The following is a 25,334-nucleotide window of genomic DNA, read 5'->3' as shown; positions in this document are numbered from 1 at the left end:
CAATCCCGTTGTTGCTCGCCGTAATCATCAGCGCCAACAGCCCCATCACCACCCCTTGCAACGCCCCCGCAGCCACAAGAAATGGGCATTCCCGAAAGAGCAACCACTAGATGTAGTGGGGATGCCAGCCGAGAACATTACCACTGGCCGGGCCCAAGTCAACGTCAAAATTTATCGCGCGCGCCTTGCAATTTTGCCCCTCAGGCTGACATCGGCCAGTGACGCGGGTTTCACGACAACAGCAATGCACCCTCCGTGAATCTGAATGCGAAACCCTTGCTGCGCTGCGCAATCAATCAGCCCATTTGCCCTAGCTTCAGCCGCGATTGCGTGATTGGCAGCAAGACTCGGCAATACTTGTCCTGACACCCTTACGTTTGCACGCAATCGCTCGATGAAAACCGCCACCAAAACCTTGCTCGCCCTGACCGCTGCCGCCGCATTTGGCGGCTTTGCTGCCACATCGTTGAATTTGCTGCTGGAACACCCCGCCAGCGCCGCCCCGGCCGCGTCGCCCGCACCAGTTGGCGGCACCTTGCCGATGGCGGTGGCCAACACACCGATGCCCTCACTGGCACCGATGTTGAAAAAAGTGCTGCCGACCATCGTCAGCGTGAATACCAAACAGCGGGTGCGGGTGAATACGCCATTTGGTGATGACCCCATTTTCCGCCGCATGTTTGGCATCCCTGAAGAACGCATCGCGCAGTCGCTGGGCTCAGGCGTGATCATCGATGCGCAGCGCGGCCTGGTGCTGACCAATAACCATGTGGTGGAGGATGCCGACGAAGTGCAGGTCACGCTGGCCGATGGGCGCACGCTGAAGGCGGAATTTGTTGGCAACGATGCCGACACCGACATCGCGCTGATGCGCATCCCCGCGCAAAATTTGGCCGCGCTTCCGGTGGCCGATAGCGACAAGCTGCAAATTGGCGATTTCGTCGTCGCCATCGGCAACCCGTTTGGCGTCGGCCAGACGGTTACCTCCGGCATCGTGTCGGCGGTTGGCCGCAACAACCTGCCCGGTGCCGGCTTCCAAAACTTCATCCAGACCGATGCCAGCATCAACCCCGGCAATTCCGGCGGCGCGCTGGTCAACCTCAACGGCGAACTGGTTGGGATCAATACCGCCAGCTTCAACCCACGCGGCTCGATGGCCGGCAATATTGGGCTGGGCTTTGCGATTCCCGCCAACTTGGCCACCCGCATCAAAGACCAATTGCTGCGCGGCGGTGTGGTGCGGCGTGGCACCTTGGGCATTGATACACAGGATGTGGATGCCCGGCTGGCCAAAGGCTTGGGTTTGAATGAAGCACGCGGTGCCATCGTGACCCGCGTGTATCCCGGTTCTGCGGCTGGTCTGGCCGGCTTGAAGGTGGGGGATGTGGTGGTGGCCGCCAATGGGCAGGCCATCGACAACGCCGAGGCGTTGCGCAACTTCCAAGGCCTGCAAGCCGCCGATGCCAAGGTGACATTGGAGGTGCGTCGCGACGGCAAGCCGCTGCAACTGCGCAGCGACCTGCGCGAAGCCCCCAAAGCGCTGGCCGGTGCGCCGCTGGATGCGCGCCTGAGCGGCGCCAGCTTTGCCGACCTGCCCGAATCCCTGCGCCGGCAAGGCTTGTCTGGGGTCTTGGTGGAAGATGTCAGCCGTGGCAGTCGCGCGGCACAAAACGGCTTGCAACGCGGCGATGTGGTGCTGGCCGCCAGCAGCGGCGAGTTCAGCGACCTTACCGGTTTCCGCGCCAGCCTGACCAAGCCGCCGCAGCAATTGGTGCTGCGGATCTTGCGCGGCAATGTCAGTGGGCAACTGCAAATGCGCTGAAAAATGCGCCGAAGCACACTTCAGTAAACGGTGCCACACTTGGCACTCCCCCACTTCCCAACGAGGCGCGGCAGATGAGCGAACACACCGAAGCAGTCAAGAGCAATCTGGGCGATGCCGGCTCGCATTTGAAGCAAGCCGCCACCGCAGCAGGTGGTGCTATCAAAAGCGCGGCCAGTGCCGCCGGCGATGAGCTGCGTGTGGGCAAGGCGCAGGTGAAATCCGAACTGGCCGACGGCGCAGTGGCCGGCTTGGGTGCAGCTGAACATCTGGGCGGTGCGGCTGGCGAACAAGTCAACGCCCTGATGGACAAAGGCCGCGACCTGTTGGACAGCGCTGCCGAATTGATCCGCGAGCGCCCACTGGCCGCGTTTGGCGTGGCCTTTGCCGCCGGCTGGATCATTTCCAAACTTGGCCGCAGCGACAAATAAACCGCCCCGATGCGTGGCGACGATCAAGCAACACCAGCCTCGGCAGACACGGCAGACACGGCAGAAGCAACCGCAGCCGCCGAGGCCGCACAGGCACTGGGCCAACAGGCCCGGGTGGCGGCGCAGTCCGCACTGGCAACGGGCAAGGCATTTTCAGCGTTGCTGGCCGCCGACCTGCATCTGGCCAGCCATGCCGCACTGCGCGTGCTGCTGTGCGCCGGGATCGCGCTGGTATTGCTCGGCTCCAGTTGGTTGTTGTTGATGGCGTGTTTGGTCGCCGTCTTGCAAGCCGCCGGCCTGTCGTGGCTAACGGCCCTGTTGCTGGCGGCCTTGCTCAGTTTGCTGGGCGCGGCGCTCGCCGCACTGTTGGCCTGGCGCTACAGCCAACACGCCAACTTTGCCGCCAGCCGTCGGCAGTGGGCCACGCTGGGGCTGGATGCGTGGCTGGCACGCAAGGACGCCGCATGAGTCTTGCCGCACAACGCGCCCGCGTCGCCCATGCCGAGCTCGTCCTGGCGGCCCATCGCCGCGATGCCGTGCTGCAAACACAACGCCTGCACCAATGCTGGCGTGCCAAGCTGACGCCCGGACGCATTGTGCTTGCCGGGCTGGCGGTGGGATTTTTGGTGGGCCGCGCACGCCCCCTGCAATTTGCCGGCAGTGGTGGCGTGCTGAACTTGCTGCGCTCGCTGTCCACCCTGCTGGCCGATGCGCAAGCGCAGTTGCGCGCCGCCGCCGCAGCCACAGAGACACCCGCCACCGTAGACGCAGACAGCGCGGCAACCCCAGACGCAGCGCACCCGCATGGGCAAGTGGATGCCGGCCTACAATAGGCCGGTGAATTTGCCTATCCGCGCCATCACCTTCGACCTTGACGACACCCTGTGGCCGTTCGCGCCGATTGGTGACCGCATCGAAACCGCGCTGCAAGACTGGTTCATCGAACACAGCCCGCGCACCGCCGCGCGGTTTCCGGTTGCCGAAATGCGCGCCCTGCGCGACCGCGTGTTTGCCGAATTCCCGCAACATGCCCATGACCTGGGCCTGCTGCGCCGGCTCAGCATCGAGCGCGCCCTACAAGAAAGTGGCGGTGACCCACAGCTGGCCCATGCGGCTTACGACACATTTTTTTGCGCGCGCAATCGTGTGGATTTTTATCCCGATGCCCTCGCTGGTTTGCAGCGCATTGCGGCGCAGCGCCCGATTGCAGCACTGACCAATGGCAATGCCGATTTGTCGATTATTGGCATTGCCGATCTGTTCCGCTTTCAACTTGCTGCGCGGGAATACGGCGCGGCCAAACCCGATGCCGGGTTTTTTCACGAAGCCTGCCGTCGCTTGGACTGCGCGCCTGCCGAAGTGCTGCATGTGGGCGATCATCCCCATATGGATGTGCGCGGTGCCGCGCAGGCGGGTTTACGCAGTTGCTGGATCGACCGCGGCGACCACACTTGGCCGGATGACGTGCCCGCAGCCGACTTGCATATCACCACCCTCACCGCATTGGCCGATTGGCTGGACGCCGGTGCTACGTTCGAGAACCACATATGACCTTACCCCACGGCTTCACCACGAACACTACCCATGCCTTGCCGCTGCATGTGGTGAACAAATCCGGATTTTCGACATGGCGCGCGCAGCAACCCGCCACCGTGCAAGCATGGTTGGATGCACAACAGTTTGATGGCAGCAGCGGCAGCGTGCAGACCTGGGCCGATGCCGCTGGCCACGTTGCCGGTGCCGTGATTGGCATCGACGATGCCCTTGATCCTTATGCCTACGCACATGCGCCGCGCGCGCTGCCGGCAGGTGTGTGGCAGCTTGTCGGCACGCACACACAGACCGCACGCCAGGCCTTGCAATTGGGCTGGGGCTTGGGCTGTTATCGCTTTGATCGCTACAAGCAGCACAACCGCGCGCTGCCACACTTGGCCGCAGATACGTTTGATGCCGACAGCTTCGCGCAATTGGCCGCCTGTGTGCGTGTGCGCGATTTGGTCAACACCCCCACCGAACACATGGGCCCAGCCGAATTGGAGGCAGTGGCGCGGGCAATTGCAGCCACGCATGCCGCCCACATCGAAGTCATCAGCGGGGAGGATCTACTCACCCACAACTACCCCACCATCCACGCGGTTGGTCGCGCCAGCCATCGCGCACCGCGCTTGATTGAGCTCAGTTGGGGGCAGCCCAGTCACCCGCATGTGGTGCTATGCGGCAAGGGTGTGTGCTTTGACACCGGCGGGCTGGACCTGAAAGCCGCCGCCGGCATGCGCAACATGAAAAAAGACATGGGCGGCGCAGCGCATGCGCTGGCCTTGGCCGAGCTGCTGATGGCGCGGCAATTGCCCCTGCGCATCACGCTGCTGATTGCTGCCGTTGAAAACGCGGTGGGCCCCAATGCATTCCGCCCCGGTGACATCCTCACCACCCGCAAAGGAGTGACGGTGGAAATCGACAATACCGATGCCGAAGGTCGGCTGGTGTTGTGCGATGCACTGACCCGCGCGTGTGAATTGCAACCCGATCTGCTACTGGATTTCGCCACCCTCACTGGTGCCGCGCGGATTGCCTTGGGGCCAGATTTGCCAGCGCTGTATGCCAATGACGACGCGCTGGCCAATGCTTGGCTGACCGCCGGCCAGCACGTGCGTGACCCGTTGTGGCGGATGCCGTTGTGGCGGCCTTATTTGCGCTACCTGACCAGCGGCATTGCCGACTTGGCCAATGCCAGCAATACCAGCATGGCCGGCAGCGTCACCGCCGCGTTGTATCTGGAACGCTTCGTCAACGATGGCACGCCTTGGGCGCATCTGGATGTGTACGCATGGAACGATAGCGACCGCCCCGGCCGCCCCGCTGGCGGCGAAGCACTGGGCCTGCGTGCGGCATACGCAATGCTGCAAGCACGTTGCGTTTGAGCTGCATCACAACCAACCTTTCTGCCGCGCCAAGCGATAGGCTTCGATGCGGTTGCCCACACCCAATTTGCCGATCGCCTCGGACAGGTAATTGCGCACGGTGCCGTGTGACAGGTTGAGTTGTTGTGCGATTTCGCCAGCCGACAAGCCTTCACCGGCCAACCGCAGCGCTTGGCGTTCGCGATCGCTCAAGGGGTCGGCTTCGCCCCAGGCATCGATGGCCAATTGCGGGTCGATGGCGCGGCCACCGCGTTGCACATTGCGGATCGCCTCGGCCAGTTGTTCGGCCGGCGCATCTTTCAGCAAATAACCGCGCACACCGGCATCCAATGCACGGCGCAAAAATCCGGCGCGGGCGAAGGTGGTGACAATCACCACCTTGATGGGCAGTTCGTGGCGGGCGATGCGCTGTGCTAATTCCAACCCGGTCAGGCCGGGCATTTCGATATCGGTCACCAGCACATCGGGTTTGAGGCGTTGCAATTCACGCCACGCCGCCTCGCCGTCGGCAGCACTGCCAACGACGTCGATATCCGATTCCAGCGCCAACAACGCCGCCAGCGCACCGCGCAGTAGGGCTTGGTCTTCGGCCAGCAAAATACGAATCATCCTTGCCCCTGTGTCGATGCTGCAAGCACCGGCGTGGCCACGGTGCGCAACGGCAACAGCGGCTCACGCCACACCAATGGCACCCGTACCAGTAGCCGGGTACCGCCGTTGCGTGGCGATTCCACGCTCAGGCTGCCGCCCAGCGCGCGCACGCGGTCACGCATGCCGGACAGGCCATTGCCATCGGCGGCCACGCCACCACGGCCGTTATCGCTGATGCATAACTGCACCGCCTTGTCCTCGCGTTTGAACTCCACCTGCGCCTGCGCGGCCTGTGCGTGGCGGCAAATATTGGTCACCGCTTCACGCAGTACCAGCGCCAACCCACGCTCAACTTCGGGCGGCAATCCCGGTGGCGAGGCACCGTAATCCAGTTGCACCTGCGCCGACTCCAACAGCAACTTTGCCGATGCCAACTCGGCAGCCAAGTCCGTCGCACGAATCCCCGTCACCGCACTACGCACTTGTGCCAGCGCATCGCGCACGACTTGTTCGGCTTCTTCCAGCTCGCGTTTGGATGTGGCCGGATCGCGTTCAAACAATTTGCGCGAGAGCTCCAGCTTCAGAGTAATCAGTGACAAGGTATGCCCCAGCAAATCATGCAGGTCACGGCCAATGCGCTCGCGCTCCGCGGTGGCGGCCAATTTGCGAACCTCTTCCTGTGACAACGCCAAGGCCGCGTCTTTTTCTTGGCTGATATGTTCAACATTGACGATGATGCCAATCACCAAGGTCATTGCCGGCACCCACAGCCACAACTCTCTGGGATAACCCAGCCACGTTGCCACACCCACGTACACCAGATTCATCGCCAGCAATTGCAGGATGTATTTACCCAGCGCAAGCCGCTGCGCTGAGATCCGCAACATCACGCAACCAAACACGAAATAACTAAGTCCCGAGGGATACCAGCGTAGCAACAGTAAACTCAACAGCGCCATGCCGATGGCATAGCGCCAGGCAATTTTGCGCGGTGCCAGCAAGGCCTTTGCATACAGCCACAGAAAGAGGGGATACGACAGCAGCGTCAGGCAGAGCCACAACACGGTGTAGTGGCCATCGCCCATCAATGGGGTCAAGAACACCCACAGCGACCACAGCAGATGCACACCGTCGGTCCATGGCGATTTGCCACGACGAATTTCTGCGGCAACTGTCGAATCCGGTGCCGGGGTGAAGTGGCGTCGCAACCATGCAGGCAGTGTCATCCGTGCATCCTAAGTCATTCGCTCAACCGTAGCGGCGCAGGCGGCGTGCGGCCAGCAGTAGGAATCCGATCGTGAAGCCGAGCAGCACCAGCACATGCGGCCAGATTGCGCCGACGTTGAAGCCTACTGCGTGTTGCGCAAGCACGTTGAGGTGATAGCTGGGCCAGATTGGTGCCAGTTGTTGCAGCAGCTTTGGCATCATCTGCAAGGGGAACCACAACCCCGATAAAAACGCCATCGGCAGATAAATCATGTTGAGCAGGCCGGGCGCGCCTTGGCCTTTCAACAACGTGCCCACCAGCAACCCCAGCGCGCAAAACGGCAACACGCCCAGGGCATCCACGCACAGCAATTGCAACACCTGCGCTGCCCCCAGGGGTGCATGCGCCACACCCAAGGCCAGCACCAGCAACAACGCGCCCACCACCGTTGCCACGCACACCGCCATCAGCATCTTGCCCAACAAGTACGCACCCGGCGGCATTGGCAGGGCGCGCTTCAAGGTCAACAGGCCACTGTCGCGCTCCAATGCCAGCGACACCCCAAACCCAAATAAACCCGGCGCCATCACCCCGAAGCTGCTGTAGCTGGCCAGCATGTAGCGTGCCGCTTCGTCGTTGCTGTGATTGAGTAGGACGCCAAACATCACGTAGAACACATTGGGGAACAGGATGATTGGCAACAGAAAGCCGGGGTTGCGCAGGTAGCGCAGAATTTCGCTGCGCGCTTCTTCCACATACGCGCCAAACACGCGACCGCGCGGCATGACCAAGGTGTCGGTATTCATCAGGCGGCCTCCGCCAATGCAGGTGAAGGCGATGGCTCGCGGGTGAGTTCGGTGAAGGCTTCGGCCAAGCCGGCGGCGCGCACTTCCAAGGAGGACAAGGTCATGTCTTCGGCAAGCAGCCGGCGCACCAAGGCTTCGACGTGTTCGGTGGATAGGCACACGCGGTCGCCATCGCTGCGCGCCTCGGCCACGTCCGGCCAGGTGGCGAGTTCCGCCAGCGATAGCTGGGTCGAACACCACACGCGCTTCAATGCAATGCGCGCGCGCAGTGCATCCACGCTGCCCTCGCTGATCACCCGGCCTTTCGCCATCACGCAAACGCGGTCGGCCAAGGCTTCGGCTTCTTCCAGATAGTGCGTGGTCAACACCACCGCATTGCCTTCGGCAATCAAATGCCGAATCGCGGCCCACAGTTTTTGGCGTGCCTCGATATCCATGCCCACGGTGGGCTCGTCGAGGAACAACAAGGCCGGCCGCCCGCACAAGGCCAATGCAAATTGCACGCGCCGCTGCTGGCCACCCGACAACTTGCCGTAGGGGCGCATCAACAAATCGGCGACACCGGCTAGCTCGGCGCTCTCAGTCACGCTGCGCGGGTTGGGATAGTAACTGGCGGTGAGCCGTAGCAACTCGCCTACACGTAGCGTTGGCGGTAGTTGCGCATCCTGCAACATCACCCCGATCTGCCGGCGCGCGGCGATGTCCTGTGGGTCGCGGCCAAACAATTCCACCGTGCCGGCATCAGCGCGTGCCAAGCCCAACAGCAGGCTGATCGCGGTGGTCTTGCCGGCGCCATTGGGGCCCAGCAACGCCAACACTTCGCCGCTGCGCAATGCCAGATCAATACCATCCAGTGCGCGCAACGTGCCATAGGTCTTGCGGACACCACGCAAACGCGCCAGCACTGTATCCAACACCATCATCGTGCGGCTCTCCTCGGGGAATGGCGGCCATCTTCGCGATTGTCACCCGGTGGTGATATTCCCCGCCGTCACGGCAATCACATGACAGTTGTCAGCGGACAGTGGCAGCGCTTGCCCCTACTCTGGCCGCCATTCCGCCGCATGGATGCGTGCACAATCTGCATCATCCCCCCACGATAAGCCTGCCGATGACCAGCAACGCTGACCTTCTCAACTCGCTGAAGATCAATCGCAATGCCGCGCCACCACCGCCCTCACGCACGCCGCTGTGGATTGGGCTGGCGGTAGCGGGTGTGGCGCTGTTGGGCGGCGGCGCGTGGTTTGCGCTTGGTCGCAACGCTGGCATCGCCGTCCACACCGCCGAGGCCACTGCGATTGGCGGCGGCAGCAATCATACGGCCTCGGTGTTGGATGCCACCGGCTATGTGGTGGCAAGACGTATGGCGACGGTGTCGTCCAAGGTCACCGGCAAGGTGCGCGATGTATTGATCGAAGAAGGCCAACGGGTTGAAGCCGGCCAGATACTGGCGCACTTGGATCCGGTGGATGCCGCGGCACAACGCACATTGTCCGCCGCGCAACTGGCGGCTGCGCAAAGCCAGATCAGTGGTGCGCAAGCGCAGTTGAAAGAAGCCGAAGCCAACACCGCGCGCTTGACCACCTTGGTGACGCAAAAACTGGTATCGCGTGCGCAGTACGACCAAGCCGTGGCCACCCGCGATAGCCTGCGCGCGCAGCTGACGTCGGCGCAGCGCAACGCGCAAGTGGCACGCGATGCGTTGCAGATTGCCGACAACGGCGTGGACAACACCATCGTGCGTGCGCCGTTTGCCGGCGTGGTGATTGCGAAGGCAGCGCAGGCCGGTGAAATCGTGTCGCCGTTATCGGCTGGCGGCGGCTTTACCCGCACCGGCATCGGCACGATTGTGGACATGAACTCGCTGGAAGCAGAAGTCGAAGTGGGTGAGTCGTTCATCGGCCGGGTCAAAGCCGGGATGCGCACCGAAACTCAGCTCAATGCGTATCAAGACTGGAAGATCCCCGGCCATGTGATCGCGATTATCCCGGCCGCCGATCGTGGCAAGGCCACGGTGAAAGTGCGGGTGGCGCTGGATGCCAAAGGTGATGCCCGCATCGTGCCGGAAATGGGTGCACGCGTGGGCTTTTTAGACGCCACACCCCCTGCGCAAACCAAGGTGGCTGCGGGCGTGCTGGTGCCGACCTCCGCGATTGCGTCGCGCAATGACAAGGACGTGGTGTTTGTGCTGGTTGGCGACAAGGTCAGCCAGCGCGCGGTGCAGTTGGGTCGCAGTCTGGGCGATGACCGTGAAGTGCTCAGCGGCCTTGCCGGTGGTGATGTGGTGGTGACCGATGTGCCCGAACAACTGACCGATGGCGCGCGCGTGAAGATGGTGCGTGAGGAAGCGTCTTCCGGCACGAACAACGACTAAGGCAACACTGAACACGTACCGTCATCCCCGCGAAGGCGGCAAGCACGAACAGACACCCCAGGAGCCAACATGTCCACCCTCGTCAGTATTCGCAACTTGCACAAGACCTACCAGCGCGGCCCCGAGAAGGTGGACGTGCTGCGTGGCATCGACCTTGACATTGCCGAGGGCGACTTCGCCGCATTGATGGGGCCGTCGGGTTCGGGCAAAACCACCTTGCTCAATTTGATCGGCGGTCTGGATTCGCCCAGTTCCGGCGAGATCGACATCGCCGGCGCACGCATCGACACCATGAAGTCCGGGCAGCTATCGCATTGGCGCAGCAACCATGTGGGCTTTGTGTTTCAGTTCTACAACTTGATGCCCACGCTGACCGCGCAAAAGAATGTGGAACTGCCGTTGTTGCTGACCAACTTGTCGGCCGCGCAGCGCAAACAAAATGCCGCCATCGCCTTGCAGTTGGTGGGCTTGGGTGATCGCGGCAAGCACCGCCCCAATGAATTGTCCGGCGGCCAACAACAACGTGTGGCGATTGCCCGTGCGATTGTGTCGGACCCCACGCTATTGATTTGCGATGAGCCTACAGGCGACTTGGACCGGCAATCGGCGGAAGAAATTTTGGGCCTGCTGCAAACGCTCAACCGCGAACACGGCAAAACCATCGTCATGGTCACCCATGACCCCAAGGCCGCCGAATACGCCAGCCACACCTTGCATTTGGACAAGGGTGTGTTGGTGGAACACGTCGTGCGTGCGGCGTAACGCCGCGTAAGCCCTTCTTCCGAGTGGAGAAGGAAAAGCTGGAGGTTCCATGAAATATTTTCATCTGATCTGGGCGGCGCTGTTTCGCAGCAAAACCCGCACCTTGCTGACCTTGCTGTCGGTCACCGCTGCATTCTTGTTGTTTGGGATGCTGGACTCGGTGCGGGTGGCGTTCAATTCTGGCGGTGATGTGGCCGGTGCCAACCGCATGGTCACGATGTCGCGACTGTCGATCACGCAGATGCTGCCGTACAGCCTGACCGAACAAATCCGCGCGGTGCCGGGGGTGAAAAAAGCTGCCTTCGCAGCATGGTTTGGCGGCATCTACCGCGACCCCAAAAACTTTTTCGCCAACTTCAGTGTCAGCCCCGACTATCTGGATCTGTATCCGGAATTCAAGCTGCCGGCATCGCAAAAAAAGGCATGGTTGGAGGATCAACGTGGCGCGATCGTCGGCGCATCACTGGCCAAGCAATTTGGCTGGAAGGTGGGCGACACCATTCCGCTGCAAGCCACCATCTTTCCGACCAAGGGCAGCAACGATTGGCAGTTCACCTTGCGCGGCATCTACAGCGTCGATGACCCCAAACAGAAAGCGCAAGAGCGCGTGCTGTTTTTTCATTGGAAGTATTTCAATGAAGCCAACGACTATGTGAAAGGCCGCGTGGGCTGGTTCATCGTGCAGCCGGACAAGAGCGCATCGGCCGACAAGATTGCCCACGCCATCGACAAGCTCAGCGAAAACTCCGATCACGAAACCAAGACCCAAAGTGAGGCCGCGTTCAACCAAGCCTTCGCCAAACAATTTGCCGATATCGGCCTAATTGTGACCGCGATCATGGGCGCGGTGTTCTTCACCCTGCTGCTGTTGACCGGCAACACCATGGCGCAGGCGGTGCGCGAGCGCATCCCCGAATTGGCGGTGCTCAAAACCATTGGCTTTTCCAACCGCAGCGTGCTGTGGCTGGTATTGGGCGAATCGGTGCTACTGGTGGTGTTGGGTGGCGTGATTGGGCTGGTGATTGCCTCGGTGCTGGTGCCGGTGGTTAGCGCCGCCAGTGGTGGTTTGATCCAGCTGCCGGGCATGCTGCCGCAAACCTGGGGTTTAGGGTTGCTGTTGATGCTGGCGATCGGTGCGGTGGTCGGCCTGCTGCCGGCGCTGCGCGGGATGCGCTTGAATATCGTCGATGCATTGGCCGGTCGCTAAGGAGACACATCAGATGAAACGCTTCTTCTCTAGCCTGCTCAGCCTGGTACTGCTGTTGGCCGCACTGGCCGCGTGGATCGTGTTGCCATGGCAGCTTGTGTTGGCGCTATGTGCTGCCATTGCACTGTGGATGGTTGTCACCCGCAGCGGGCGGCTGGCCCGCGAGGCCACCAAAATTGGGATTGCCAGTTTGCCGCAGCGCTGGGGTGCATCGCTGGTGATCGTGGTGGGCATTGCCGGTGTGGTGGGGGTGTTGGTGGCGATGCTGGCGATGGGCGAAGGCTTCAAGGCCACGCTCAATCAAACCGGCAGCGATGACACCGCAATCTTGCTGCGCGCCGGCTCACAAGCCGAAACCAATTCGGTGATTACCCGCGACCAAGCCCCGCTAATCGGCGCACTGCCCGGTATCGCGCATGCCAAAGACGGCAAGCCGATTACCTCGCCTGAGTTATCACAGGTGGTCAATCTGGCCAGCAAGAATGATGGCAGCGATGTCAATGTGCAGTTCCGTGGGGTGGGCCCGGAAGCTTGGGCGCTGCGCCCGCAGTTGAAGATCGTGCAGGGCCGTAAATTTACCCCCGGCCTACGCGAAATCGTGGTGGGCAAAGGCGCACAGCGACAATTTCGTGATATCGCGGTGGGCAAGCAACTCAAATTGGCCAATCAGCAATGGACGATTGTTGGTGTGTTTGCGGCCAACGATTCGCATGATTCCGAACTGTGGACCGATGCCGATGTGCTGGGCCCGGCATATCAGCGGCAGGCGTATCAGTCGATGACAGTGAAGCTGGACGGCAAGCGCGGCTTCAAGCAACTCAAGGCCGCACTGGCCGCCGACCCGCGCCTGAAACTGGATATCGCCACCACCCACGATTACTACAGCAAGCAGTCCGAGGCTCTGACCAAGCTGATCAAAATCTTGGGCACGGTGATTGGCGCGATTATGGCGATTGGCGCGGTGTTTGGCGCACTCAACAGCATGTACGCCGCCGTGGCCGGGCGCGCGCGTGAAATCGCCACCCTGCGTGCGATTGGCTTTCGTGGCCTGCCGGTGGTCACCGCGGTGATGTTGGAAACCATGCTGCTGGCCCTGCTAGGCGGGCTTGCCGGCGGTGCCATCGCGTGGCTGCTGTTCAACGGCTATACCGTCAGCACCTTGGGCAACAACTTCAGCCAAGTGGTGTTTCAGTTCAAAGTCACCCCGGAGCTTGCGTGGAGTGGCTTGAAATGGGCACTTGGTATTGGCCTGGTGGGTGGCTTGTTCCCGGCGCTGCGTGCCGCGCGGCTGCCGGTGACCGAGGCGCTGCGCGCGGCGTGAGCGCGTGTATCAAGCGATAGCAAGCCTGCTGCGTCGCGCACGTAGCAGGCCATCGCCGGCATACAGCGCCAACGCCGCCCAGATGAAGGCAAACCCGATGGCGCGCTCACGCCCAAACGGCTCACCCAGCACCAGCACGCCCACCAGCAATTGCAGCGTGGGCGAGATGTATTGCAGCAAGCCCACCAGCGAATACGGGATGCGCTGCACCGCCGCTGCAAACCCGATCAGCGGTAGCGCAGTCAGCACGCCGCCAAACACCAACAGGCCAAGCACGCGCGGCCCCCACGAAGCAGCATCGCCATGCGTGAGCAAATGACCCTGCCCCGCGCTTTCCATGTAGCCCAGATAGAGCAGTGCCGGCAGCAGCAGAAATAGGTTTTCCACGCCCAGCCCACGCACCGGTGGTGCCCCCAGCAATTTGCGCACCAGGCCATAGAGGCCAAACGATGCCGCCAGCGCCAGCGCAATCCACGGAAAGCCGCCGTAATTCAACGTCAACCACAGCACGCCGATGGCGGCAATGGCCACCGACAGCCACTGCACGCGGTTGAGGCGCTCGTGCAACACCAGCACCCCCAGCATCACGCTGAACAATGGGTTGATGAAATAGCCCAGCGCGGATTCCACCACGTGGCCCGCATTCACCGCCCAGATGTACAAGCCCCAGTTGAACGCGATCAGCACGCCACTGAATGCCAGCAACGCGGTGGCGCGCGGGCGCGACAGGGTTTCGCGCAGCCAACCATGCCCGTATTTGATGCCCAGCCAACCGCAGACCAGCAGCGCACTCCAGACCACCCGGTGCGCCATGATCTGCATCGACGGCACCACCTTCAGCAAATGCCAGTACAGCGGCATCAACCCCCAGGCCACGTAGGCGGCAACCGCAATCCACACCCCGCGCCGATCCAGTGCACCGGTACTGGTACTCATGCCGCCGCCTTCGGCTGCCGTGCCTTGGCCAAGGTGATCAGCACCACACCAAACAAAATGACGCCCATCGCCACCAATTCCCGCAGGCCGAAGTGCTCATGCGCCAGCCACGCACCCAGCAGCACCGCAATCGCCGGGTTGACGTAGGCATAACTGGTGGCCAGCGCCGGGCGCACGTGGTGCAGCAGCCAGACGTAGGCCGAAAACCCCGTCCACGAACCCAGCACCACCAAATACCAGAACGCACCGATGGCATGCGCCGTGGGCAGTCCGTGAAAGCGCTCACCCAGTGCTGCACCCACGATGCACATCGCGATGCCGCCACACACCATTTGCCCAGCGGCGGTCATGAAGGGGGATGGCAAATCGCGACCCTTGCTCCAGATCGAACCAAACGACCACGCGATGGATGCCAGTAACAAGGCGGCCAAACCCAGCGGCGTGCCGGCCAAACTGCCGCCCGCACTCAGCCATAGCACGCCCAAAAATCCAATCACCAAGCCTGCCCATTCCAGCAGGCTGGGCCGCTGCCCGCGCAGCGCCGCAAACACTCCCATCCACAGCGCCGATGACGACACGATGACTGCGGTCATCCCCGATGACACGGTTTTTTCACCGTAATTGACCAGGCCGTTTCCCATCAACAACAGCAACGCCCCCATCACCGCCAAATTGCGCCACTGCGCACCGCTAGGTGCCGCCACCCCACGCCAGCGCAGGAAGGCGTACATCAACCCACCGGCGATCACAAAGCGCACACCGCCCAACAGGAAGGGCGGAAAGCCACCTTCCAACGCGAAGCGAATCGCCAGATAGGTTGAACCCCAAATGACATACACCGCCGCCAGTGCCAGCGGCACACTGGCGGTAGCGGTGGAAGAAAGCGACGACGATGCGGTAGACATGGGCAAACCTTGCAGACAGCGCGGGCACCCGAAGGTGCCCGTGTTTATGACATGAAAATGGGGATGCGACGCGCCTTAATCGGCCCAATGCCCCGCCGCGTTATGTGTGGCCGGTAGCACCTGTGCGGCCAGCTTTGCATCCTTACCCAGCAGGCCGATGGTGTCGCCCAAGATCGCGGCCGATTCACGCAGTAGCGGGTCGGTCTGCTTTTTGGCGGCTTCTTCGCGGGCCACGGAATCGGCCACATTGCGCTCATCGGCGGTCAAACCATCATCGGTGCGGGCCGCCAACAGCGGGTCTTGGTTGATGCCCAGTTGCTTGCGCAGTTCCGCACGCTGCTTGCTTTGCGCATCAAATTTGTCACGCTCGGCGCGGCGTTCGGCTTCGTTCAAGGAAATGGATTTTTTCGCCGTTTCCTCGCGGTACTTGCGCACATCTTCAACCCACCATTGGTATTCCACATCCTTGGCTGCGCGCGCCGCGTGCAAGGCATCCAATTGCGGAAGCAACGGGGTGAAGTTGCCGTAGCGCACATGCGCTGCCGCCGCAATGCGGGTCCACGGCAGTGCATTGGGATAGGTGCTTTCGCCAAACTCGCTGGCATCCACGCTGGCCGGGAATGCCACGTCGGGCTCTACACCCTTGTTCTGGGTGCTGCTGCCATCCGGGCGGAAAAATTGCGCCACGGTCAGTTTGACTTCGCCAAAACGCGGTTTTTCATTGGCTGGCCAACGATCCAGGTCCACCATGGTTTGCACGGTGCCTTTGCCGAAGGTGGTTTCACCGATGATCAAGCCGCGCCCGTAATCCTTGATGGCACCGGCCACAATTTCCGAAGCCGACGCCGAGCCGCGATTGACCAACACCGCTAGCGGCCCATCCCATGCCACGCCCGCGTCTTGGTCGTATTGCACGCTGACCTTGCCGCCGGATTCGCGCACCTGCACCACCGGGCCCTTATCGATAAACAAGCCGGTCAGCTCCACCGCTTCACTGAGTGAGCCGCCGCCATTGCCGCGCAAATCCAAGACCACGCCATCCACTTTTTGCGCGCGGAAATCGGCCAGCATCTTGGCCACGTCGCGGGTGGCCGAGGCATAGGTTTTGTCACCACGCCGGCGGGCTTCAAAATCCTGATAGAAGCCGGGCAGTTTGATCACCCCGATCCGCCGCGCCGGCTGGTTTCCGGCGGTTGGCACCACAATCGTTTCGGCCTTGGCACGCGCATCTTCCAAACGCACTTTGGCGCGGGTGATGGTGACCAGTTGCGGCTTGCTGTCCAGCGGTGCTTCTGCCGGCACCACGTCCAGCCGCACTTGGGTATTGGCAGCACCACGGATCAACTGCACCACATCGTCGATGCGCCAGCCGATCACATCTTTCATCTCGCCAGAGACACCCTGCCCAACGCCCACCACGCGATCGCCAGGCTTGAGCCTGCCGCTGCGTGCCGCCGGGCCACCCGGCACCATTTCGCGCACCACCACCACATCGTCCTGGCGGAACAACACCGCACCGATGCCCTCCAACGAATTGGACATCTGCATGTTGAAGTTTTCCGCGCTGCGCGGATTCATGTAGTCGGTATGCGGATCAATACTGCCGGTGTAGGCATTCATGAAGCTCTGAAACACTTCATCGCCCTTCAACTGCTGCACGCTGGTCAACAAATTGGCGTAACGCTTGTCCAGCGTCTTACGGATCTCGTCGGCCGGTTTGCCTGCCAAACGCAGGCGCAGCCAATCGTTTTTCACCGACTGCCGCCACAGCGCCTCGATCGCTGCGCTATCGGCCCACGGCGCATCTTTCCGGTCGTAGGAATAGCGCTCGTCCTTGCTGAAATCAAAATCGCCCTTGAGCAATTTGCGCGCATAGCTAATGCGTTCATCCACCCGTTGCCGATACAGCGCAAAAATCGCCCACGCCGGATCCACCTGCCCGGTTTTGATCGCGTCATCCAACGTGGTGGCGTATTTGTCGAAACCGGCCACGTCTTGTGCGGTCAAAAACACCTTGCCCGGGTCCAGCGTCTTCAAATATTCGGTCAGAATTTCCCGCGATAGCGCATCGTCCAGTGCGCGCGGGCGGTACGCATAGCGGCTATCGGACAGCAGCCCGAACACCATGCGTGCGGTGGTGGACTGGTCTTTGGTCGGACCTGCGGGCAGGGCGATATCGCCACTGGCAGCCAACAACGCCAACGGCGCGGTCAGGGCCAAACCAAGGGAGAGGGCAAGCAAGGGGCGGGTATGCTTCATCGAAATTCCACGGCGTGGGGCCGCATCAGGGTGACAGGCAGAATGGCCAAAGCTGCGACCGCGCACCAGTGCTAGAAGTTGCACCACTGCGTTGCATCCACTGTAACCGCTGGCGCCGGTGCTGGGTGAACGCTTACCGCAAGCGCAGGCTTAGCCGCCCGCGCCCAACCGCTCGGCAGCTTGGCGATCGGCGTGGTAGCTGGAGCGCACCATTGGCCCCGACGCCACATGCGCAAAGCCCAAAGCATCGCCGTAATCGGCCAGTGCTTGGAACTCCTCCGGCGTCCAGTAGCGCAATACCGGGTGATGGTGCGCGCTGGGCTGCAAATACTGACCGATGGTGACCATTTCCACGTCATGCGCACGCAGGTCGCGCAAGGTGGCTTGCACCTGCTCCATGGTCTCGCCCAGCCCCAGCATGATCCCGGATTTGGTGGGGATGCTGGGGTGCTGCGCTTTGAATTTTTGCAGCAAGGTCAGCGACCACTGGTAGTCGGCACCCGGGCGCACATTGCGATACAGATCGGGCACGGTTTCGATGTTGTGGTTGAACACGTCCGGCGGATCGCTGGCCAAAATCTCCAGCGCGCGATCCATGCGGCCTTTGCCACGGAAATCCGGGGTCAAAATTTCGATGCGGATCCCCGGCGCGGCGGCGCGGGTTTCGCGGATGCAATCGACGAAATGCTGGGCGCCGCCATCACGCAGATCATCGCGATCGACACTGGTGATCACCACATACTTCAAGCCCATATCGGCCACGGTGCGCGCCAAACGCAACGGCTCGCCGGCATCCAAGGGCTTGGGCCGGCCATGCGCGACATCACAAAAACTACAGCGCCGCGTACACACATCGCCCATCACCATGAACGTGGCGGTGCCATGGCTGAAACATTCGTGGATATTGGGACAACTGGCGTCTTCACACACCGTCACCAAGCGGTTTTCACGCAGCTTGGACTTCAGTGCCTGCACCGCATTCCCGGAGGGGATGCGTACCCGGATCCAACTGGGTTTGCGCAACACCGGCGCGTCGGCAAATTGCACCGGCGAGCGGTTGATTTTGTCGCCGGCAACTTGACGCGCACCGGGCTCAAGGGAGGCATGGTCGTTGTGGGCAAGGCTATCGACAACGGCCAGCGGAATATTGCGGGGGGTGGTGTTCATCCCGCAATTATCGCGCACATCGTGCACGGAGTTGTGTGCAGAGACAGGATCAAGCCACCAATTGCGGCGGCAGATCGGCTTGCGGCTGCCAGTGCAGGCCAAATTGCTTGCCCAGCTGCGCCAGTAGCACGGGCTTGACCGCATCCAGCGCGGCGGGGCCGCCCAAGTCATCCAACGCCACCACGTGCAGCCCGGCATAGCCGCAGGGGTTGATGCGTGCAAATGGCGGCGTACATTCACCGGTGATATTGAAGGCCAGCCCGTGAAAGCTGCAACCACGACGCACGCGAATCCCCAGCGCGGCGATTTTGGCACCGTTGACATACACACCCGGCGCGCCGGCTTGACGTGTCGCACCGATATTCCAGGTGTCCAGTGTGTCGATGATGGCTTGCTCGATTCTGCACACGTAGTCGCGCACGCCGATTTTCAGGCGTTTGAGATCCAACAGCGGGTAGGCCACCAACTGCCCGGGACCGTGATAGGTCACCTGCCCGCCGCGATCCACATGCAGCACCGGGATGTCGCCCGGCATCAGCACATGTTCGGGCTTGCCGGCTTGGCCAAGGGTAAAAATCGGGTCGTGCTCGACCAGCCACAACTCATCGGGTGTGGCCTCGTTGCGGGCATCGGTGAATGCTTGCATCGCCTGCCATACCGGCGCATACGCGTGCCGGGCAAGGTCACGAACTACAGCGTCCACTTCACTTCCGGATGGTCGCGCAGCGCGGCGTGGGCGCGGTCGTAGTCCTCACGCGAGTTGGCGCGGAAGGCAATCCGCACCGACACATATTTGCCATTGCTGGAATGGCGCCAGCGCACGTCTTCGTGCAGCACATCGATGCCTGCCGCCAACAAATGCTGCGGCAGGTCACTTTCCAGATGTTTGTCCGCAGAGCCCATTGCCGATAGCTCGAACGTGCCAGGAAACTGGAACCCGTGCTCGGGGTTGTCGGAGTGCACACTCATCCTTGCCACCACATCAGCAGGTCATGCCACAGCCGCTTGAAAAAGCCGCCCTCTTCCACTGCCTCCAGCGCCACCAGCGGGGCCTGTGCAATGAGTTTGCCGTCAAACATCACCTTGACCGTACCAATCCGCTGGCCCTTGCTGATCGGGGCTTCCAGTGACTTGGGCAGATCCATGCTGGCTTTCAGCTGCTCGTACTTGCCGCGCGGGGTGGACACCAACAACGGCGCAATCACGCCCACCTTGACCGCATCGGTCGCACCTTTCCACAGCTTCAAGGTTTGCACTGGCTTGTCGGCGTCGTAAAGCTTATGGGTTTCGTAGAAACGGAAACCCCAATTGAGCAGCGCTTGAGCGTCCACTGCGCGCTGGTTTTCACTGCTATCGCCCATCACCACACTGATCAGGCGTTGATCACCACGCATGGCCGAAGCCATCAAACAATACCCAGCACTGGAGGTGTGGCCGGTCTTGATGCCATCCACCGAGGCGTCACGCCACAGCAGCAAGTTGCGGTTGGGTTGGGTAATCGGGCCGACGGTGAATTCCTTGATTTTGTTGTAGGCGTAGGTGGCTGGATAGTCGCGAATCAGCGCGCGTCCCAACAGGGCCAAATCATGCGCAGTGGTGATGTGACCGTCGGCCGACAAACCGGTGGGATTGACGAAGTGGGAATGCTGCATGCCAATTTTCTTGGCATAGGCATTCATCAATTGGGCGAACGCCTCCGAGCTGCCAGCCACGTGTTCGGCCAGCGCAATCGCGGCATCGTTACCAGACTGCACCACCATGCCTTTTTCCATTTCCACCAGCGGCGCAGTCTTGTTGACTTCAAACCCGCTGTAACTGCCGTCAGTGGCAGCGCCACCTTCGCGCCAAGCGTGCTCGCTCATCATCACCGGATCGGTGGGCTTGATCTTGCCCGACGCCATTTCCGCCGCGATGACATAGCTGGTCATCACCTTGGTGATACTGGCCGGCTCAACCTGTGCGTCCACATTTTCACCGGCCAACACTTGGCCGGTGGCCGCATCCATCACCACCCATGCCTTGCTAACCTTGGGGGCCGGCGCATCCGGGATGGGCAGGGCGTCACTCAATGCAGCAGGCTTGGCGGCAGGCTTGGCGACGGGCTTGGCCACCGTGGGTGTGGGCACCGGTGTTTGCGCAACGGCCAAACCACAACCCAAAGTAAAACCAGCCGTAGCCAGGGCGACAAATAGCAGCGAACGTGGGTGCATCAACGAGAGCTCCGGGTGACCGCGCAAGCGCGGCAAAAAGCACGAAAGGTAAGAATCAATGGCGCATTTTACGCCGCAATTAGTACTTGACCCGTTGCGGCTGCGCAAAACCCAGACCCACGATGCGCGCCGCAAGTTCCGCAGTGGCGGCCTCACTGACCGGGCCAATACGCAGCCGCCAGATTTTTTTGCCGCCCACGTCGGCGTCTTGCAACTGTGCCTGCGTAATCGCCGCGCCTTGCAGCAACCCCAGCGCGTGCTGCGCATTTTGCTGATTGCCGAAGCTGGCCACTTGCAGGGTAACCTCGCCTGCCACGGGCGTGGCTGCGACCACCGGCAAACCCGCGCTGCCGGCAGCGGCGGGCACGGGCACGGGCGCAGGCACGGGCGCAGCCAGCAACTTCGGTTTTCCAGTCGCTACCCGGATCTGCCGCGACTGCATCCACGCATCAAATTCATCGGCACGCATGGCGCGGCCGCTTTGGTGCATGTCGAAGCGATTGTCGGCAGTCGCGGGCGTCGTTGTGGCAATCCTCTGTGCATTCGCCACTGGCGGGTTTGGTGTTGGCAGCGTGTCCACCTTCTTGCCGGCGGTGGTCGCGGCGTCAATGGCGGCGACGGCTTCCGTATCCGGCTGCAATGCCTCCACCCGCACCCGCGCACTGCCTTTATTGCGATACCCCAGTTTCACCGCCGCCGCATAACTGAGGTCGATCAAGCGCCCGGGATGAAAGGGCCCGCGATCGTTGATGCGCACCACCACCGAATTGCCGTTTTCCAGATTGGTCACCCGTGCAAAACTGGGCAGCGGCAAGGTCTTGTGTGCCGCGGTGAAGGCGTACATGTCGTACACCTCTTGGCTGGACGTGCGACGGCCATGGAACTTGTTGCCGTAGTACGAGGCGGTGCCTTCTTCGACATAGCCACTATGGCTATCCAGCACACGGTATTGCTTGCCCAGCACGGCATAGTCGCGATTGCCGGTGCGCGCACGCGGCTCATCGCGGACTTCGGGCTCGGGGATGGCATCCACATCCGGAATCTCGTCCGGAACGCTGTCCGACACCCCCGGCCGGAACAAGCCACCGGCCACATAATCCCCGCGCTTGGAGAGGTCCTCTTGCGCAGGCGCATACGGCGACACCCGCGGCTTGTGGATGCCGGCAGCCTTGGGCACTGGCACATGACTGATTGGCGCAGCCTTCGTGGCCGGCCCGGTGCTGGCGCAGGCCGCCAACCCCAAAGATATTGCAACTAACAAAAGCGCACGCAGGCTCATGGGACGGCACGTCCGGCAATGGCCTCGGACAACTGGAAGACCGCCGTCGCGTACAGCCGCGAGATGTTGTAGGTGGTGATCGCCTTGAAGTTATTGAACACCACCCAATACTCCGGCCCGGTCGCACCGTCTAACGTGATCAGGCTGACCGGCTGCGCCGTATCTGCCGCTGTCAACCCTGCGGTGGTGGTATAGCCCAACCCCGCCAAGCCCGGCACGGTTTGATCTAGCGTCACCGCATTGCCGGGGTTGATGAAATCACTGGCCATTGCCGTGCGCATCGCCGGCACCATCACCTTGCCGTCACGCTGCCACTTGCCTTTCTTGGCAAAATAATTGGCCACCGATGCAAACACATCGTCCAAATCGTTGAACAAGTCGCGCTTGCCATCGCCATCACCATCCACCGCGTATTGGCGGTAGCTGGACGGCATAAATTGGCCCCAGCCCATCGCGCCGGCATAACTGCCTTTGAGTTGGGTGATGTCAAACCCTTCTTCCTTGCCCAGCGCGAATAATTGCGCCAGCTCATCGCGGAAGAATGCTTCCCGCTTGTCCTCGTATGCCACCTTTTCAGGATTGCCGCTGCGCGGATACGCAAACGCCAGTGTGTAGAGTGCATCGATGACCGGGTAGCTGCCCTTGTTGCCGCCGTAGCTGGTTTCTACACCCAAGATTGCGGTGATGATTTCCTTCGGCACGCCGTATTGATCTTCGGCGCGCTGCAAGGCGACACGATTTTTTTCGAGAAACGCACGCCCCGCCTCGATTCGCGACGGCTGGATGAAGATGGGCCGGTAATCACGCCACGGCTTGGCTTCCGCCGGGCGCGCCATCGCCTTGATGATGGGTTCGCGAATTTGCGCGCGGGCCAACACCGCTTCGATGTCGGCAGCCGGGATATTGAAGCGCTGCGCGGTGCTTCGCACAAACTCGGCACGCGCGGCACGGGTATCGCGGGTTGGCATCGCCGTTGGCGTACCTGCAGGGATTGTGGCAACAGTCGGCGGTGCTGGCACCGGCGCAACCGGCGCGGGCTTGGGCGGTGTGGCGGCGCAAGCAGCAAGCAACAACGCCGCGAGTGAGGGTAGGAGGTTTCGGCTCATCGGCGCGAGGGTAGCACGCGAGGCAAGCCAGATTGGAACGCCCCGTTCAGGTTGTTGGCGTGCATGTCAGACAAAACATGCACGCCAAACAATGGGCAAACGCGGCAATCAGCGTTTCATCGACCCAAAGAACTCGTCGTTGGACTTGGTGTTCTTCATCTTGTCGAGCAGGAACTCCATCGCTGCGATTTCGTCCATCGGGTGCAGCAGCTTGCGCAGGATCCAAATTTTCTGCAGCAGGTCGGGTTCGATCAACAAATCCTCGCGGCGGGTACCGGAGAGGTTCACGCCGATCGCCGGATAGACGCGCTTCTCAGTGATGCGGCGATCCAGGTGCACTTCGCTGTTGCCGGTGCCCTTGAACTCCTCGTAGATCACCTTGTCCATCGCGCTGCCGGTATCGACCAGCGCCGTCGCAATGATGGTCAGGCTGCCGCCTTCCTCGACGTTGCGGGCCGCGCCGAAGAAGCGCTTCGGGCGGTGCATCGCGTTGGAGTCCACGCCGCCGGTCAGCACCTTGCCGCTGCTCGGCATGACGTTGTTGTAGGCGCGGGCGAGGCGGGTGATCGAGTCGAGCAGGATCACCACGTCCTTCTTGTGTTCGACCAGACGCTTGGCGCGCTCGATCACCATTTCCGCCACCTGCACATGGCGCGCGGCCGGTTCGTCGAAGGTGGAGGAGATGACCTCGCCGCGCACGGTGCGCTGCATTTCGGTCACTTCTTCCGGGCGCTCGTCGATCAGCAGCACGATCAGGTGCACGTCGGGGTGGTTGTAGGTAATCGCGCTGGCGATCTGCTGCATCATCATCGTCTTGCCGGCCTTCGGCGGGCTGACGATCAGGGCGCGCTGGCCCTTGCCCTGCGGGGCCATCAGATCGAGGATGCGGCCAGTGATGTCTTCCGAGCTGCCATCGCCGCGCTCCAGCTTGAAGCGCTTGCGCGGGAACAGCGGGGTGAGGTTCTCGAACAGGGTCTTGTTCTTCGACGCTTCCAGCGGCTCGCCGTTGATGGTGTCGACGATGTTGAGCGCGAAATAGCGCTCGCCGTCCTTCGGCCAGCGGATGCGGCCGGAGACGTGGTCGCCGGTGCGCAGGTTGAAGCGGCGGATCTGCGAGGGCGAGATGTAGGTGTCGTCCGGGCCGGCCAGGTAGCTGGCTTCGGCCGCACGCAGGAAGCCGAAGCCGTCCGGCAGGATTTCCAGCACGCCGTCGGCCTGCACGCCTTCGCCGTGGCGGGTCAGCACTTTCAAAATCGCGAAGATGATGTCTTGCTTGCGGGCGCGGGCCACGCCATCGGTGATCGACAACTGCTCGGCCACTTCCTGCAATTTGTACGCCGGCATGCGCTTGAGGTCGCCCAGCGAGTAGGTGGGGAAGCCCTCTGGCACCTGCGGGTGTGGCCGCGGCACAAAGTTTTCGCCGTTGCCACCACCGTTGCCTTCGTCCTGCATGCCGCCTTCGCGATAACGCTCGCGCTGGCGGTCACGGCGATTTTTGAAGCGATCGCGACGGCTGGTCCGTTGGCCACCGTCTTGCGGCTGGCCACCTGACTGCTGGCCCTCGGCATGGTTTTGACCACCGCCCTGCACTTCACCACTGGCCGGTGCAGTTTCGCTGGTGCTGGTGTTGTCTGCACGATGGGTGGTCGCCTCGCTGACAACAGGTGTCGGTGCGGGTGCGGGTGTCGGTGCCGGCGCTACTGGTGGCGCGGCATCTGGAACAGCTGCCTGCGGCAGTGCGATTTCGGATTGTTCGGGGCTACGGGCCTTGGCCACGCGGGGTTTGCGCACGCGCTTTTCGGCGACTTCGCCAGTAGCGTCGTTGGTGATATCAGACAAGAGGAAAACCTCGCTTACGTTGCGAGCGCCCACAGACTTGCGGGCGGGATCGTTGAGAGTGGTTCAGAAGGAAGGCGTGTGGCGCGCCGGGAGGGCGATGGATCTGCGCCGGACTTGCTAAACGCTAGCACCTTTGCGGGCAGGCGTGCAAGCTCACGCCGACCCGTACGTTTATTTTGGGGATGAACGGG

24 protein-coding genes are annotated in these 25,334 nt (G+C 61.9%); 10 read left to right on the top strand and 14 right to left on the bottom strand.

Going from position 1 to position 25,334, the window contains the following annotated elements; translation table 11 throughout:
- The first annotated feature begins 394 nt into the window (after positions 1-394).
- The 6 genes from PK789_RS00320 (at position 395) to PK789_RS00295 (ending at position 5,174) form a co-directional block, all read left to right on the top strand.
- Positions 395-1,822, top strand: a complete 1,428-nt coding sequence (locus PK789_RS00320) for a Do family serine endopeptidase (RefSeq protein ID WP_324306088.1) — start codon at positions 395-397, stop codon at positions 1,820-1,822.
- Positions 1,823-1,896: 74 nt separating this feature from the next.
- Positions 1,897-2,253, top strand: coding sequence for a hypothetical protein (locus PK789_RS00315; RefSeq protein ID WP_324306086.1), 357 nt, complete (start codon positions 1,897-1,899; stop codon positions 2,251-2,253).
- Between the two features lie 9 nt (positions 2,254-2,262).
- Positions 2,263-2,721 carry a phage holin family protein gene (locus tag PK789_RS00310; protein WP_324306084.1) on the top strand — a complete coding sequence of 153 codons (459 nt, stop codon included), beginning with the start codon at positions 2,263-2,265 and terminating at the stop codon, positions 2,719-2,721.
- Positions 2,718-3,086: a hypothetical protein gene (locus PK789_RS00305; protein WP_324306082.1), complete on the top strand. Its 369-nt coding sequence runs from the start codon at positions 2,718-2,720 to the stop codon at positions 3,084-3,086. The genes PK789_RS00310 and PK789_RS00305 overlap by 4 nt, the downstream gene beginning before the upstream one ends.
- Before the next feature lie 4 nt (positions 3,087-3,090).
- On the top strand, positions 3,091-3,804 hold the full coding sequence (locus tag PK789_RS00300; RefSeq protein WP_503011847.1) for an HAD family hydrolase: 714 nt from the start codon (positions 3,091-3,093) through the stop codon (positions 3,802-3,804).
- Complete coding sequence (locus PK789_RS00295; RefSeq protein ID WP_324306078.1) at positions 3,801-5,174, top strand: leucyl aminopeptidase family protein; 1,374 nt, start codon at positions 3,801-3,803, stop codon at positions 5,172-5,174. The genes PK789_RS00300 and PK789_RS00295 overlap by 4 nt, the downstream gene beginning before the upstream one ends.
- Positions 5,175-5,180: 6 nt before the next feature.
- Here the strand turns inward: PK789_RS00295 and PK789_RS00290 are convergent, their stop codons facing one another.
- Genes PK789_RS00290 through PK789_RS00275 form a run of 4 tightly spaced genes read right to left on the bottom strand, consistent with a single transcriptional unit; the run spans position 5,181 to position 8,701 of the window.
- Positions 5,181-5,783, bottom strand: a complete 603-nt coding sequence (locus PK789_RS00290) for a response regulator transcription factor (RefSeq protein WP_324306076.1) — start codon at positions 5,781-5,783, stop codon at positions 5,181-5,183.
- Positions 5,780-6,991: a sensor histidine kinase gene (locus tag PK789_RS00285; RefSeq protein ID WP_324306074.1), complete on the bottom strand. Its 1,212-nt coding sequence runs from the start codon at positions 6,989-6,991 to the stop codon at positions 5,780-5,782. Before PK789_RS00285 ends, PK789_RS00290 begins: the two co-directional genes overlap by 4 nt.
- 22 nt (positions 6,992-7,013) lie before the next feature.
- Complete coding sequence (locus tag PK789_RS00280; protein WP_324306072.1) at positions 7,014-7,778, bottom strand: ABC transporter permease; 765 nt, start codon at positions 7,776-7,778, stop codon at positions 7,014-7,016.
- On the bottom strand, positions 7,778-8,701 hold the full coding sequence (locus PK789_RS00275; RefSeq protein ID WP_324306070.1) for an ABC transporter ATP-binding protein: 924 nt from the start codon (positions 8,699-8,701) through the stop codon (positions 7,778-7,780). The genes PK789_RS00280 and PK789_RS00275 overlap by 1 nt, the downstream gene beginning before the upstream one ends.
- Positions 8,702-8,889: 188 nt before the next feature.
- On the opposite strand from PK789_RS00275, the gene PK789_RS00270 reads away from it, so the two are divergent.
- The 4 genes from PK789_RS00270 (at position 8,890) to PK789_RS00255 (ending at position 13,442) form a co-directional block, all read left to right on the top strand.
- Positions 8,890-10,152, top strand: coding sequence for an efflux RND transporter periplasmic adaptor subunit (locus tag PK789_RS00270; protein ID WP_324306068.1), 1,263 nt, complete (start codon positions 8,890-8,892; stop codon positions 10,150-10,152).
- 69 nt (positions 10,153-10,221) lie between these two features.
- Entirely contained in the window at positions 10,222-10,914 is a 693-nt protein-coding gene (locus PK789_RS00265) for an ABC transporter ATP-binding protein (protein WP_324306067.1), read from the top strand.
- A gap of 49 nt (positions 10,915-10,963) precedes the next feature.
- On the top strand, positions 10,964-12,121 hold the full coding sequence (locus tag PK789_RS00260) for an ABC transporter permease (protein WP_324306065.1): 1,158 nt from the start codon (positions 10,964-10,966) through the stop codon (positions 12,119-12,121).
- Between the two features lie 13 nt (positions 12,122-12,134).
- Positions 12,135-13,442: an ABC transporter permease gene (locus tag PK789_RS00255; protein ID WP_324306063.1), complete on the top strand. Its 1,308-nt coding sequence runs from the start codon at positions 12,135-12,137 to the stop codon at positions 13,440-13,442.
- A 9-nt stretch (positions 13,443-13,451) separates the two neighbouring features.
- Here PK789_RS00255 and rarD read toward each other — a convergent pair whose 3' ends face one another.
- The 10 genes from rarD to rho all read right to left on the bottom strand — a co-directional run bounded on the left by rarD (position 13,452) and on the right by rho (position 25,143).
- Positions 13,452-14,378 carry an EamA family transporter RarD gene (gene rarD, locus PK789_RS00250; protein WP_324306061.1) on the bottom strand — a complete coding sequence of 309 codons (927 nt, stop codon included), beginning with the start codon at positions 14,376-14,378 and terminating at the stop codon, positions 13,452-13,454.
- The gene (gene yedA, locus PK789_RS00245; protein WP_324306059.1) at positions 14,375-15,283 is read right to left on the bottom strand and encodes a drug/metabolite exporter YedA; all 909 of its coding nucleotides are present in this window, start codon (positions 15,281-15,283) and stop codon (positions 14,375-14,377) included. Before yedA ends, rarD begins: the two co-directional genes overlap by 4 nt.
- A 75-nt stretch (positions 15,284-15,358) precedes the next feature.
- The gene (locus tag PK789_RS00240; protein ID WP_324306056.1) at positions 15,359-17,542 is read right to left on the bottom strand and encodes a carboxy terminal-processing peptidase; all 2,184 of its coding nucleotides are present in this window, start codon (positions 17,540-17,542) and stop codon (positions 15,359-15,361) included.
- Positions 17,543-17,692: 150 nt separating this feature from the next.
- Positions 17,693-18,709 carry a lipoyl synthase gene (gene lipA, locus PK789_RS00235; protein ID WP_324306054.1) on the bottom strand — a complete coding sequence of 339 codons (1,017 nt, stop codon included), beginning with the start codon at positions 18,707-18,709 and terminating at the stop codon, positions 17,693-17,695.
- Between the two features lie 49 nt (positions 18,710-18,758).
- Positions 18,759-19,412, bottom strand: coding sequence for a lipoyl(octanoyl) transferase LipB (gene lipB, locus PK789_RS00230; RefSeq protein ID WP_324306052.1), 654 nt, complete (start codon positions 19,410-19,412; stop codon positions 18,759-18,761).
- Entirely contained in the window at positions 19,400-19,678 is a 279-nt protein-coding gene (locus PK789_RS00225) for a DUF493 family protein (RefSeq protein ID WP_324306050.1), read from the bottom strand. Before PK789_RS00225 ends, lipB begins: the two co-directional genes overlap by 13 nt.
- The gene (locus PK789_RS00220; protein WP_503011853.1) at positions 19,675-20,904 is read right to left on the bottom strand and encodes a D-alanyl-D-alanine carboxypeptidase family protein; all 1,230 of its coding nucleotides are present in this window, start codon (positions 20,902-20,904) and stop codon (positions 19,675-19,677) included. Before PK789_RS00220 ends, PK789_RS00225 begins: the two co-directional genes overlap by 4 nt.
- A 94-nt stretch (positions 20,905-20,998) precedes the next feature.
- Positions 20,999-22,102: a septal ring lytic transglycosylase RlpA family protein gene (locus tag PK789_RS00215; protein ID WP_503011846.1), complete on the bottom strand. Its 1,104-nt coding sequence runs from the start codon at positions 22,100-22,102 to the stop codon at positions 20,999-21,001.
- Positions 22,103-22,194: 92 nt separating this feature from the next.
- Positions 22,195-23,304 (bottom strand): lytic murein transglycosylase B, encoded by a 1,110-nt coding sequence (gene mltB, locus PK789_RS00210; protein ID WP_324306044.1) that lies wholly within the window; start codon positions 23,302-23,304, stop codon positions 22,195-22,197.
- Positions 23,305-23,412: 108 nt separating this feature from the next.
- Positions 23,413-25,143 (bottom strand): transcription termination factor Rho, encoded by a 1,731-nt coding sequence (gene rho, locus PK789_RS00205; protein WP_503011852.1) that lies wholly within the window; start codon positions 25,141-25,143, stop codon positions 23,413-23,415.
- Between the last annotated feature and the right edge of the window lie 191 nt (positions 25,144-25,334).

Origin of the sequence: Thermomonas sp. (assembly GCF_035369645.1) — a bacterium.
In the GTDB taxonomy this organism is placed as follows: domain Bacteria; phylum Pseudomonadota; class Gammaproteobacteria; order Xanthomonadales; family Xanthomonadaceae; genus Thermomonas.
The sequence above is the reverse complement of the archived record's forward strand: the minus strand, read 5'-3'. Positions and strand labels throughout refer to the sequence as shown.

Bases quoted from the DNA above. Each gene is read 5' to 3' on its own strand.
- PK789_RS00320 (WP_324306088.1), top strand. From the start codon at position 395: ATGAAAACCGCCACCAAAACCTTGCTCGCCCTGACCGCTGCCGCCGCA.
- PK789_RS00315 (WP_324306086.1), top strand. From the start codon at position 1,897: ATGAGCGAACACACCGAAGCAGTCAAGAGCAATCTGGGCGATGCCGGC.
- PK789_RS00310 (WP_324306084.1), top strand. From the start codon at position 2,263: ATGCGTGGCGACGATCAAGCAACACCAGCCTCGGCAGACACGGCAGAC.
- PK789_RS00305 (WP_324306082.1), top strand. From the start codon at position 2,718: ATGAGTCTTGCCGCACAACGCGCCCGCGTCGCCCATGCCGAGCTCGTC.
- PK789_RS00295 (WP_324306078.1), top strand. From the start codon at position 3,801: ATGACCTTACCCCACGGCTTCACCACGAACACTACCCATGCCTTGCCG.
- PK789_RS00290 (WP_324306076.1), bottom strand. From the start codon at position 5,783: ATGATTCGTATTTTGCTGGCCGAAGACCAAGCCCTACTGCGCGGTGCG.
- PK789_RS00285 (WP_324306074.1), bottom strand. From the start codon at position 6,991: ATGACACTGCCTGCATGGTTGCGACGCCACTTCACCCCGGCACCGGAT.
- PK789_RS00280 (WP_324306072.1), bottom strand. From the start codon at position 7,778: ATGAATACCGACACCTTGGTCATGCCGCGCGGTCGCGTGTTTGGCGCG.
- PK789_RS00275 (WP_324306070.1), bottom strand. From the start codon at position 8,701: ATGATGGTGTTGGATACAGTGCTGGCGCGTTTGCGTGGTGTCCGCAAG.
- PK789_RS00270 (WP_324306068.1), top strand. From the start codon at position 8,890: ATGACCAGCAACGCTGACCTTCTCAACTCGCTGAAGATCAATCGCAAT.
- PK789_RS00265 (WP_324306067.1), top strand. From the start codon at position 10,222: ATGTCCACCCTCGTCAGTATTCGCAACTTGCACAAGACCTACCAGCGC.
- PK789_RS00260 (WP_324306065.1), top strand. From the start codon at position 10,964: ATGAAATATTTTCATCTGATCTGGGCGGCGCTGTTTCGCAGCAAAACC.
- PK789_RS00255 (WP_324306063.1), top strand. From the start codon at position 12,135: ATGAAACGCTTCTTCTCTAGCCTGCTCAGCCTGGTACTGCTGTTGGCC.
- rarD (WP_324306061.1), bottom strand. From the start codon at position 14,378: ATGAGTACCAGTACCGGTGCACTGGATCGGCGCGGGGTGTGGATTGCG.
- yedA (WP_324306059.1), bottom strand. From the start codon at position 15,283: ATGTCTACCGCATCGTCGTCGCTTTCTTCCACCGCTACCGCCAGTGTG.
- PK789_RS00240 (WP_324306056.1), bottom strand. From the start codon at position 17,542: ATGAAGCATACCCGCCCCTTGCTTGCCCTCTCCCTTGGTTTGGCCCTG.
- lipA (WP_324306054.1), bottom strand. From the start codon at position 18,709: ATGAACACCACCCCCCGCAATATTCCGCTGGCCGTTGTCGATAGCCTT.
- PK789_RS00225 (WP_324306050.1), bottom strand. From the start codon at position 19,678: ATGAGTGTGCACTCCGACAACCCCGAGCACGGGTTCCAGTTTCCTGGC.
- mltB (WP_324306044.1), bottom strand. From the start codon at position 23,304: ATGAGCCGAAACCTCCTACCCTCACTCGCGGCGTTGTTGCTTGCTGCT.